Annotated in this window: 9 protein-coding genes and 1 riboswitch; of the genes, 3 read left to right on the forward strand and 6 right to left on the reverse strand. The window is 50.9% G+C overall.

Annotated features, from left to right (window positions below):
* Positions 1 to 184: transposase (locus F566_RS0121175; protein WP_020406292.1), on the reverse strand; the 184-nt coding region annotated here is incomplete at its 3' end.
* Between the two features lie 327 nt (positions 185 to 511).
* Here F566_RS0121175 and F566_RS0121180 point away from each other — a divergent pair.
* Both F566_RS0121180 and F566_RS0121185 read left to right on the forward strand, forming a co-directional pair.
* Positions 512 to 2,266, forward strand: a complete 1,755-nt coding sequence (locus F566_RS0121180; protein WP_020409035.1) for a methyl-accepting chemotaxis protein — start codon at positions 512 to 514, stop codon at positions 2,264 to 2,266.
* Between the two features lie 109 nt (positions 2,267 to 2,375).
* Positions 2,376 to 3,920, forward strand: coding sequence for a type VI secretion system contractile sheath domain-containing protein (locus tag F566_RS0121185; RefSeq protein WP_020409036.1), 1,545 nt, complete (start codon positions 2,376 to 2,378; stop codon positions 3,918 to 3,920).
* Between the two features lie 116 nt (positions 3,921 to 4,036).
* Here F566_RS0121185 and F566_RS0121190 read toward each other — a convergent pair whose 3' ends face one another.
* Positions 4,037 to 5,131 carry a GlxA family transcriptional regulator gene (locus F566_RS0121190; protein ID WP_020409037.1) on the reverse strand — a complete coding sequence of 365 codons (1,095 nt, stop codon included), beginning with the start codon at positions 5,129 to 5,131 and terminating at the stop codon, positions 4,037 to 4,039.
* Positions 5,132 to 5,291: 160 nt separating this feature from the next.
* Here F566_RS0121190 and F566_RS0121195 point away from each other — a divergent pair, with 160 nt between their 5' ends.
* Positions 5,292 to 6,203 (forward strand): alpha/beta fold hydrolase, encoded by a 912-nt coding sequence (locus F566_RS0121195; protein ID WP_157496961.1) that lies wholly within the window; start codon positions 5,292 to 5,294, stop codon positions 6,201 to 6,203.
* A gap of 74 nt (positions 6,204 to 6,277) precedes the next feature.
* On the opposite strand, the gene F566_RS0121200 is transcribed toward F566_RS0121195, so the two are convergent.
* The 4 genes from F566_RS0121200 to F566_RS0121215 form a co-directional block, all read right to left on the reverse strand.
* A complete protein-coding gene (locus F566_RS0121200; protein ID WP_020409039.1) occupies positions 6,278 to 9,028 on the reverse strand; it encodes an ABC transporter substrate-binding protein in 2,751 nt (916 codons plus the stop codon).
* 308 nt (positions 9,029 to 9,336) lie between these two features.
* The gene (locus F566_RS36995) at positions 9,337 to 9,759 is read right to left on the reverse strand and encodes a hypothetical protein (protein ID WP_157496963.1); all 423 of its coding nucleotides are present in this window, start codon (positions 9,757 to 9,759) and stop codon (positions 9,337 to 9,339) included.
* Positions 9,760 to 9,881: 122 nt separating this feature from the next.
* Positions 9,882 to 10,607: a glutathione S-transferase family protein gene (locus tag F566_RS0121210; protein ID WP_020409041.1), complete on the reverse strand. Its 726-nt coding sequence runs from the start codon at positions 10,605 to 10,607 to the stop codon at positions 9,882 to 9,884.
* Positions 10,608 to 10,676: 69 nt separating this feature from the next.
* Positions 10,677 to 11,588 carry a phosphotransferase gene (locus F566_RS0121215; RefSeq protein WP_033416695.1) on the reverse strand — a complete coding sequence of 304 codons (912 nt, stop codon included), beginning with the start codon at positions 11,586 to 11,588 and terminating at the stop codon, positions 10,677 to 10,679.
* Positions 11,589 to 11,644: 56 nt separating this feature from the next.
* Positions 11,645 to 11,736, forward strand: a riboswitch (TPP riboswitch).
* The last annotated feature ends 41 nt before the right edge of the window (positions 11,737 to 11,777 follow it).

Raw genomic sequence — 11,777 nt, forward strand, 5'->3', positions numbered from 1 at the left:
CACGAAGCATGGTGGATAACGGATACGGAGGGCGGCCGTTCTCGCCCTTGGGGTAATAGCGGGCGATCTTCTTTTCCATGCGTTTCCATGGGATCAGCTTATCCATTCGCTCCAGAAAGATTTCCCGGCGGGTCTTACGCTTCTTATTCTGGTATTCAGCTTCGGAGAAAGTCATCTGATCCATGGATAGTATTCCTGATGAGTGAAGTTGGCCGTATTATGACTGATTTGGGGAGTTATTCAGAGCCTCCCTAAACTTTCTGAGATATTATTTGACCGTGAGACCGCTATTTCCCATTAGGACAGGCAAATAAAATTTCAGAAAGTTCGTCTTAAACAACTTATAGGAGCCAGGGTGATGAATCCCGTATGGTAATGGTTCTCAAGGCCTGTTCACCATCTGTCACAAGCCTTTCGCACCCTGTTTCAGTCAGCCCTGATGTTTTTGTTCAATCCAGGGCCTGGCATTCCTTTCTGTCCAGATGCCGATAACGTCATTTAGGTGTAGCACATGCGAATTCTTGGTCGAGAGCTTAACTACCGATTTACTATTTTCCACCGGTCACTGCTGATGAGTCTGGTGTTTGTGTTGATTCTGGTCGGTGCCATGACCTATCTGTTATCAGACGTCAATAAAATGGTGGAATCTATTGCCGGTCAGAAAAGTCTGGTGGAAAGTCAGATCCAGGCGATCGAGAAACAGACCGCCCTGGTAAAACAACAGCAGGAAAACAGTAAACTGGTGGCCCTCACCCAATCAGCCTACTCGGTCTATTCGGAGTTTCTCTATTGGAGCCTGATATCGGCAACCACGGCAGATGACCAGGCCGTGAGCCAGAGCAAAGAGGCCGAAACCGAACTCAACGGCTATCTGGATCAGATCGCGGCGATCAATGAAGATATGGCCGACATGGCAGATCTTGTTTCAGCTTATCTCAGCGACTTCAAACGAGATATCAACGGAGCGATGGAACTGACTCGGGAGGAAGCGCCACAAAGAGCCATCAGTTCAAAAATCAATTCCGCACAGGGTGCCAGTATGACCATGAATTCCAGTTTTGAAGTCATCCTGGAAGTCGCCACAAATGCCGCTGCGGAGGCGAATCAGCAAGTAGGAGAAGCTGGTCAGGCGGTGGCGGATGCGGCAGACAAAGTACGCAGCACAGGACTGGAAGTAGAAGCCCATGGCCAGGAACTGGCACAGCAGGTACTGATTATCATGGCGATTTCAGTCTTTGTAACCATTCTGGTGGGAGTTCTGCTGTCCCGATCGATTACCCGTCCGATTATCCGTCTTAATGAAGTCATTCATTCCATTGAGCAAAATAATGACCTTACCCGTCGGGTTTCTTATCTCAGACAGAATGAAATTGGGGATATCAGTCGAGCCTTCAATGCCATGCTGGAGAAGTTTTCCGATATCGTCAGTAATATCAATCAGACCAGCCTGGAGCTGCAGAAGTCTTCCCAGGCCAGCGCGCAGGTCAGTCAACATACCCGGGAGAGCGCTGACCGTCTCAGCCAGGAAACCGACATGGTCGCTACGGCGTCGAACGAAATGGCTGCCACTGTCAAAGGTATCAATGAAAATACCGATCATGCCACCGAGGTGGCCGGTCAGGCACGAAATGCCAGCGAATCAGGCCAGCAGAATATTGATGAAACCACCCGACGGATTAATGAACTGTCGTCGGCAATCAATGATTCCGCTCAAAGTGTGGGTAGCCTTGAGAAAGACAGTCAGTCCATTGGTGCCGTGCTGGATGTCATCAGAGGCATTGCCGAGCAAACCAACCTGCTGGCACTGAATGCGGCAATCGAGGCGGCCCGTGCGGGAGACCAGGGACGCGGCTTTGCTGTCGTCGCCGACGAAGTTCGCACCCTCGCCCAGAGAACCGGCGATTCCACCGACGAGATCCAGGCGATGATCACGCAACTGCAGAATAATGTCCGGGATGCCGTGAACAAGATGGACGACAGCTGCGAACGGGCACAAAGTACTGTGGAGCAAGTGACCCAGGCCAGTGATTCCATTCAGCGGACGCTGGAAGCGGTTACCTCGATGAAAGAGGCCAATCAATATGTGAGTGAAGCCACACGAGAACAGGCCGTCGCCGCAGAGAATATTGACCGCAGTATTGTCAGTATCAGCGAACTATCTCAGTCGTTACTATCGGCGGCGGATCAGAACCTGGCCAGCAGTGAGCAGCTAAATACCATGGTCGACCGGTTACAGGAAATCGTCGTTCAGTTTAAATACAACTAAGCAACCGATAGTCCTGGAAAAGATCTGTCGTCGATCATCAGACAGATCTGCTAACCTAGACCTTGAAGATTATTCGTAATTGCCAGTATTAGCAAAGGAGAAGCACACCATGCCCGGCCCTACCATGTCCACCGGTGGAATATCACTCAATAATGGTAAGAACACCCCATCTTCCCCCTCCCCGGTTCCCCGCACGGGTGCAGAGCCGTTTCATGTGTTAATTCTCGGCAACTTCAGCGGCCAGGCAGGTGTGGCAGAGGACCAGCCGGCCATCGGAGCGCGCAAGATCCATGAGATTGACCGGGATAATTTTGAAGAGGTCTTTGCCGCTTTAAACGTCACCCTGAATCTACCCATCAGTGATGCGCCAATCAAATTCACCGACATTGATGACTTGCATCCGGATTTCATCTACGACCGAATTCCCTTATTCGACAAATTCAAAAGCCTTAAACGCCGGCTAAAAAGTGCTGATACCTTTGCCGAGGCCGCCCGGGAAATTGATCTACCAGATGCCCCGGTTGCCGAAACTGTCTCTGAAGCCCCCCCTGCCGCGACGACTTCAGAAGCAGTCGATCCAGAAGCCTCAATGCTCGACGCCCTGCTCGACAGTCACAGTGGCAGAACAAGCGCCACCGTCTCTGATGGAACCATCGACGTATCACGTCTGGTAAAAGACATTTTCGCCCCTTACGTCATCAAGCGCCCAGATCCACGCCAGGATGAATATCTTTCAGCCGTTGATCAGGCTGCCAGCCACCTGATGCGCAAGATACTGCACGCCTCCGCATTTCAGCAGCTGGAAGCCTGTTGGCGCGGACTGTACTTGCTGGTCCGTAATCTGGAAACAGACAGCAACCTGAAACTGTACATCGCAGATGTGTCACAACAAGAGGTAACAGCCGAAGCAGAGGCCCACGAGGACTTCACCCAGTCCCAGTTGTATAAACTGGTTATTGACCGGCGAACTACCGCCGGTGGAACGCCATTTTCCCTGTTGATGGGGGATTATTGCTTCCGGGATGAAACGGCCGATGTTGGCGCTGCTTTACTCTGTGGCCAGTTGGCAGCTCACCTGCAGGTTCCATTTCTGGCTGGTGCGCATGAACGCATTGCCGGTTGCAGCAGTCTGGCAGAAACGCCCGATCCTGATGACTGGGCGTTACCGGCCAATGAAGAATTTCAGTCGCTATGGACATCACTGCGCGAATCAGAACCCGCCGGCAATCTGGGCCTGACCTGCCCACGTTTCATGCTGAGATTACCTTACGGAAAGCGGACCTCACCAACCGAACGCTTTACCTTTGAGGAACTCCCAGATGAAAAAGCGCACGAGTTCTACTGCTGGGCCAACAGTGCATGGCTGGCAACCCTGTTGATTGCACAGCACCGGTCTGAGCTTGGACGCTCATTTACATTAGGACGGATACAACAAGTAAGCCGTCTGCCCCTTCACACCTATGACGATGACGGCGAACCGACCATAAAGCCCTGTGCAGAAATTCTTATGGTGGATCGAGCTGCCGGCCGATTATTGCAAGCAGGCCTGATGCCGGTTCGTTCGGTGGCCAACAAGAATGCAGTTCTGATTCCCGGCTTCGAATCCATGGCTGAGGATAACGCTCCCGTACAGGGGCCGTGGGCCAAAGCCTGACACTTACACGGGCCTGTTTCAGGCGCAGACCACTGCAGAATCCCAGCCTCAGGCTGGGATTCTGCGTTATCTATCACCGATCTACTTATCATCGATCTACCTATCACCTGAAAACCTCACATTGCAGGCGCCATTTCCGGTCGTGGCAGACGGCCGCTTTGCGGCGACGGCACCACATAGCTGAAACGCTTTCGGTATTGCTCCATCGTACAACCGGTTTCCCTCTTGAACAGGCGACGAAATGAGCTGATGTCCTCGTACCCCACTTCCCAGATAATCTCATTAAACGACTTTATCGTGGTCTCCAACAGATTCTTCACCGCTTCAATTCTGACCTGCTGCAGATAACCAATTGGGGTTTCCCCCGTCGCTTCCTTAAACCGGCGTTTAAAGGTCCGCGCCCCCAGCCCGACCCTGTCAGCGATATCATCGACACTGAATTGCCCAGAATAATTCTGTTCCATCCAATCCTGAGCCTGCTTGATCCGGTCGTCCTTATGAGACTTAAACCCGGTAAATATCATATACGGCGCCTGCTGTTCCCGGTGACTATCAAACACATGCAGTTTCGAACAGGCGGAAGCCAATGATTGTCCTGCAAACCGTTCGATAATATGGAAAGACATGTCGATAAACGAGGTTGCACCACCCGCGCAGATCACATCACCATTGTCGATCAGAATTTTGTCGATCTGCAGATGAATATCAGGGTAACGCTGCCGGAAGTATTCCGCCGCTCGCCAGTGTGTCGTCACTGTTTTGCCTTCCAGTAATCCCGCCTCAGCCAGCAAAAAGTTACCGGTACAGGCAGAAGCCAGCACCGCACCTTGATCATGCAGTCGGTTCAGCCACTGAAATATATCATTCAGTTGGGAAAGCTGTTTGTCTAAATAGGTTGGCGCACTGACGGCTTCAACTGCCGAGGCAATAATCACCATATCCGGCTCTGTCTCTGCTCGCAATTGGGTCGGCATCACCAGAGATCCATTGTAAGCCTTCACCGCTTGATCAGTGGGAGTGACCACCTGAAGATCGAACAAGAGAGCCGCATCCCTGCCCACATTCAAGCTGTGACAGTAATTGGCAGTCGTCAGAATATCGAGAATTCCATGGACCGACGAAGCTGCACAGTGGGGTAAAGCCAGCAGAGCAACTTTCATGGAGCCATCTTTTCTCGCGCGTTCTGGGGTCTCATCTTTCACATTCGGCATGACATTTCCCCCTTCTCATCTAATTCTTTGATCCCTTAGGGCCTCTTGACACTTCAAAAGAAGTGTCACTTTTAGCACTTAGAGAGTCAAATATGACACTACTGAGTTCACTTTACAACCAGTAAAGTAATCACAACATCAATCGACCAATGAGGATTAGATGATGAACGCACAAGCTCAGTGGGTAGGCTCTTCCCCCGTGACCAAAGTATCAACCCCACCAACCAAAGATCCGATTGCTTTGCGGGCACTTAGAAAAGCTATCAGAGTCTACGGCTATTTCTCTGCCGACAGGGCCGGTAAGTTTGTCAATCATCTGTGGTTCACCCCAAGACGTACCGGCGCAGGGTCTCGTTATGAACACCTTCTGGAGCGTGCAGATACCCATACCCAGCTACGCTTTGGGGTGAATGAAATCCCGGTATACAGCTGGGGGGATGGCCCGGTAATACTCTTCGTACATGGATGGTCTGGCTCCGGTTTGCAATTCGGCAGTATGGTGGAACCTCTGGTAAGGCAGGGATACCGGGTGGTGACATTTGATATGCCAGGCCACGGCCGCGCTCAGGGCGAGCGTACCAATATTTTCGAAATGTCCGAGCTGGTAAGCCAGGTTGCCCATCTATTTGGCCACCTCCATGGCATCATTGGACACTCACTGGGATCGGTGGCCTCCGTACTGGCGGTATCGAATGGGCTGAAAGTGAATAAGCTGACCCTGATCGCTCCTCCGACAGATCTCCGTTATCTGGTCAATATGTTTGGTAACCAGCTCGATATTCCTGAGAAAGTATTGAGTGTTCACCGACAATTGCTGGAAGAGGAATTTGGCAAGGATGTTTGGGAACAACTCGACCTGACTCTCCACGCGCCATCATTGCAGACGGAAGGCTTGGTGATTAGCGACATGAATGATCAGGATATACCTTTTGAACATGGCGAACTGATCGCCCGCGACTGGCATCAGGCCCGATTCCTGAAAACCCACTCACTCGGCCATTATCGAATTCTCAAGGATAACGAAGTGCTCAAGGAGATATCAGGATTTCTTGGGGATACGGCCGGAACCTGAATCACCTAATTACCAACGATCAAGCAGTAGAGCCTGATTGCAGGCGCTACTGCTTCTTGAAACGAAACAAGAGCCTATTCCAGATGTAAATTGAACGGCTCCAATTCACCGCTGGCGTTCAGACGCGTCCCCCAGACCCTGTCACTGGCCTGATGGTCAGTACTGTCAAAGTAAATTTTTTCTCCGATACCAACATCTACATCTTTGAGTGACTCCAGAGTATCGACCATAGATTCGGTATCGAAGTGGCGACCTGCCCGCCTCAGAGCATCAACAAAAAGCGACGCAACGATATATCCTTCAAGTGAGACAAAATCCGGAGACTCATTCGGATAATATTTCTGCAGCGCTTCCCGGTATCGCAGGACACCAGTGGCAAATGAATCCACCGGTGGCACGACCTGAGTCACAATCACACCTTCGCCATATTGAGTTCCCATCTCACGAAACTGTTCCGCCAGCGCCTTAGCTCCGACAAAACTGACATTGGCCACCATTCCGGTGTATCCGGCATCACGAAGACGCCTGGTCATCCGGCTGCTGGCGTTATAGGTACCGACCACCACCAATCCACCGAGCTGATCCAAATTATTGATGATTTCGCGTGCTGCACCCTCAATCTGAGTACTGTTACGTTGATAGGTATAACGAGGAATATCATTCTCGCGAACTTTATACTTGATGAGCGCTTCCTCTACTCCCTCAAAACCATCATGTCCGTATCCGTCATCCTGATAGAAGACAGCGATCTTTTCCGGATCAATCCCGTGCTCCTCGATAAAATAATGAATGATCGCGGAGGTTTCCTGGGCATAGCTGGCCCGGTAGTTAAAGACATACCGTTCCGGCGGATCTCTGCGCAATAACTCAGCACCGGAAAAAGTTCCAAATACAATTGTTTTGTTCTCCAGGGCAATCGGCAGAATCGCCTCGGCAGTCGGTGTCCCCACGTTACCAACCAGCGCAAACACCGCTTCACTACCTTTGAGCAATTCCCCCATATTCGCCTGTGCGGCCACCGGTTCATACCCGTCGTCCAGCACCCGCAGCTCCAGCTTACGGCCATGAATACCACCCGCTTCATTGACTTCACGAAACCTGGCATCAATGCCGATCTGCATGGAGCGTCCCAACTCTCTGGCACCTCCGCTGAAGGCGGCACTCATGCCAAGTAAAATACGATTATTATTCACCCCCTGGGGCGGAGTCCAACCATCCACTTCAGCGATCGTGTCAAGAACAGCATAACGAGCTTGCGGTACGGCGGCAGTCAGAACACCTGCCAATACCAAGCTCCCGAGAGTTATCAGCCAGCGCTTCAGTTTAGGCCGCGACGGCTTGTCTGTATCGCTCATCTGGATTGGCTGGGGCGGACTATCAGCCACTTGGGTGTATCCGGAGGCCTCACCGGAATTGCCGGTGCCTCCCCCAGTCACTTGACCACTACCCATAGTAGGCGAAGGTTGGCTTCCCCAATACCCCGGGTAAGACGGCGAAGGTATAGAAGGTTGAGTTCGAACGGACATTTCCTTGGCAATGGTCGCAGAGACCATGATCGGCTGGCTCAATGAACGCTCATCGGGCCGTATTGCCGGATCAATGCGGGTGGCGGTATCCATTTCTTCAATCTGCCCCATGGCACCCGCTGCCCGGAATGCAGCATCGAATTTCTTGGCCTTCTCCAGACTGATATTTTTCTTAACGACTACCCTGCGATGGCTGAACAGTTTGTTGATACCCGGTTCATCCAAGTGCAGACTTGTTTTCAGGCGTTGCCGGACTTCAGATTCATCCCTGCCCTGCTCCAGTTCGCTGTAGAACACAAACTGAAAAGATTCAGGGTTTTCTGCCGGCACTTCCATTTCCTTGGAAAACTGAACAATGGCTTTCTGGCCAATTTTCTGGATATCTTTCAGCAGGCTTTGGGTATCACTATAGCGATCCTGGGGGGCCAGTGACATGGCCTTTTGAATAACAGGTTCAAAGACGATATTTCGTGCGTCCAGTAGTCGCTCCTTTTCCATGGGATGCGGCCCGGATACACGCTGCTTGGCCATGATGACCTGAGGGTTTTCGCCACGGAATGGTTTTTCCCCCGTAATACAGAAATATAAAATCGCCCCCAGAGCATAAATGTCGGCTCGATGGTCAATGCTGCGCGAGCCTTCTATCTGTTCGGGGGCCAGATATCCGGGAGTTCCCATCACCATTCCCAGTTGGGTGTACTTCAGATCCTGCTCCCCCAGGGGTTTACTGATTCCGAAGTCCAACAATTTAGCGACAGAGTGATCTCCCGAGACTCGCGCCACCAGGATATTTCCCGGCTTAAGATCCCGATGGACAATATTCAGTTGATGCGCAGCCTGCAGGCCATTACAGATCTGCTCCATCAACCAGACCACATTCTCCAGAGGCAATCCTTGTCGATGCTCCACCAGATCAGACAGATTCTCACCGCGAAGATATTCCACCACCAGAAACATCATACCTTCATCAGTATTGCCAAAATCATGGACATGCATGACATTAGGGTGGTTTAACTGACTGGCAATACGAGCTTCACGGAAAAACAGCTGCACAAAATCCCGGTCGTCCATACCGGCTTTCAAGACTTTGACCACAACCAGGCGATCCAGAGAAAGCTGACGGGCGACATACACCACGCTCATTCCACCCTCAGCGAGCTTGGATTCGATTCGATACATGCCTTTGAGAACCTGCCCTACCAGTGGGTCCGGTCTGTCCGCCACCACCAGTGTGGCGCCATCATCCGGGCAGACCCCACCCTCGGCATACTGCTTGGTACAAATCGGGCAAACTTTCATGCGAGTCCTGTTGTTATGATCTGGCCGAATTTCCGGACCAGTGTCTGAGTTTATTACCAGTGACTGAATTTAACTTGAGTATAGACAGAAATACTCAATTGCACTGTTAAGGGTTCTCTGAAAACTACCTGAGTAGACATTGCAGCCTCAAAAGTTGCCTCAAATCTCATTTATTCACGATAAACAGGGAGTTATTAAGGTGTACAAACACGAGGAGGTCAGCACATAAGACAAGCGATCACTGCCCGAATAAATCAACCAGTGACCGAATCAGGGGATGTCTCAAAAAATAACGGCCGCCATAAGGCTTATGGATAAGTCCAGATGACGCCAAACTGCCACTCGCCATCAGACCGATAGTACCTGGAGCGGTAGTGGTGATCATACCTGTTATAACGGTGTTTCCCCCGGTAATGATGACGATCGCCATGATGTGGTCTATGGCGCCAATGGGGATAACCGTATCGGTAACGCCATTTTTTATGTCCATGATGGTGGTGACCATGGCGGTGTTTGTGATGCTTGGATTCATATCGCTTATGGCGATCATATTTCCCAGACCAGTCTCCACTATAATGGGCCATCTGATACTCGCCTTGGGCCACACGATAACCACTTTGGGTTACACGATAGCGATCACCATCCTCGATGTTTCGGGTGGAATACTCTTTCGCCCAACCCTGTCCGGCGATCCCCAGACTGAGAATTATGAGCGTTAACAGCTTCTTCATTGCCAGCTCCTTTTCGTCTTCTAGTAAGATCAATTTAACGCCGGCGACCTGAACTCAGCATGAATCAATCGATCGGCATCAAGGGCTGACAAATACAGGCTATTTCGGATCAAAAAAGCGTATCAGCGGTACTGGTCATACCAGCGGTACAACCACTGTACCCGGGGTTGAATTTCCTGTTTGAGCTCTTCAATAGGGGCCGGTACTTCCTTCGCCTCCGGAATCGGATACTTGGCAGGAGAACACAAAGGCGCCAGTAACGCGGCGGCAGTGAGATCCGCCCTGGAAAAGCTCTCCCCCACCAGATAGGCCTGCTTATCAAGTTGGCTGGCCACTCTATCCAGAGCAGCGAGTATGTGCTGCCTGGATTCCGCAGCGGTCTCTTCATTGATGTTCATGCCTTTTCGCATCAGTTTTTCCAGCTTTGGATACATCAAACGAAGCATGATTTTGCCGTACCAGGGACCTTTATGGGCTAACAGCGGTATTGTGATAGAAGGGCTTTTCAACATCCAGTGGTAGCAATACCGGCGGACATGAATCCCGAACTCACCGTTAAGATAACGCTCCCACTCAATTGCAGCAGCTTTCTGGCCTGGATTGACTGGCGTCAGAGATTTCTCAGGATATTTTTCATCCAGGTAATCCAGAATCTGTGCAGAATCCTGAATGACTTTATCATCGTCCACCAGCACCGGTACGTGGCTTTTCGGAGCAATCTTCTTTATCACCGACACATGCTGGCCCGGCATGACATTAATCTCCTCATAGGGAACGCCTTTATATTGAAGCGCCCAGCGAGCCTTCTCACAAAAATGAGAGATGGGGAACTGATAAAGCTTGATCATCCGTTAGTTATCCTTATTGATGGTGAATGGGTGATAATGAACACAAGACCGTTCCAATGCCAGACCCGGTTATTTTTTCCTTGCAGCAATCCACAGTGCCTCCAGACTGACGTTGACTTTGGTCGCCAGCGCCAGATTATGTTTGATGGACGCCATTGAATATTTCCGACACACAAATAAACTGCCGACATCCTCAATCGGCATCTGATGAAACTGAACCAGAGCCGCCATATCCAGCCATGGATTGCCTCTCCCCGCATATTCCCAGTCCAGAATCACCAACTGCCCCTGATCCAGACAAAAGTTGCCCTGATGCAAGTCATGATGAACCAGGCATAGTGGCTCTTGCGGCAGGCTGTAAGAATCGTCAATCAACTCTTCCAACTGCATCACATGACGGTGATCCTGCTGATTCTGAAATCGTTGACGGTAGTAACGGAACAGACTGGCGTAGTCGAACTCAGGGATATCCTGAATCTGTTGCATATCATTCACCGCTGCCAGAAGCTGTTGCCGATATTGCATCACATTCTCCGTCGACTCATGATCACAGAACTGATCAAGACTCAGCCCATGATGTTCCATCAGACACCAGCCCTCTTCAAGTTCGTAACGAAGGATATTCGGAGACCACGCGTAGCCCATGATTGCCTGAAGCACTATCTGTTCCATTTTTCGGTTGGCTCCAAAGGCACTCTCTGCATCAGCATTCAATCGCAATACCAACGACCCATTTCTACAACTTCCCCATAAAACAGGATTGGCGTCTCCCTGGGAATGCAGCAACCTCCACTGTACCGACTCCCCCAGATAATCGGCGACCTGATCCAGACGGGAATCACCCTGAAATACTGGGAAACTTTCTGCTTTTTCCTGCGCCTCATTTTTCCCCCGTGTCTCCTGCTTTCCTCGTGTCGCCTCTTTCTCTATTTCCCGGGGCTGCCGGTGCATGGAAATCGGGAGAGAATCCTTGTCAGTCATAGTGGGCCTGCGATCATCATGTCATGGCGTCCGTGTGATGAAAAAGTTACAATGGAGCCGTCTCATCGGGGTGTCTCCAGAGGACTGAGAAATACCCGTAGAACCTGATCCAGTTAATACTGGCGTAGGGAATGGGGCGGATCGAGCTGCTGCATAATTCAATCCTAAGCTTACCCTTCATGATCTGAT

Origin of the sequence: Hahella ganghwensis DSM 17046 (assembly GCF_000376785.1) — a bacterium.
Taxonomy (GTDB): domain Bacteria; phylum Pseudomonadota; class Gammaproteobacteria; order Pseudomonadales; family Oleiphilaceae; genus Hahella; species Hahella ganghwensis.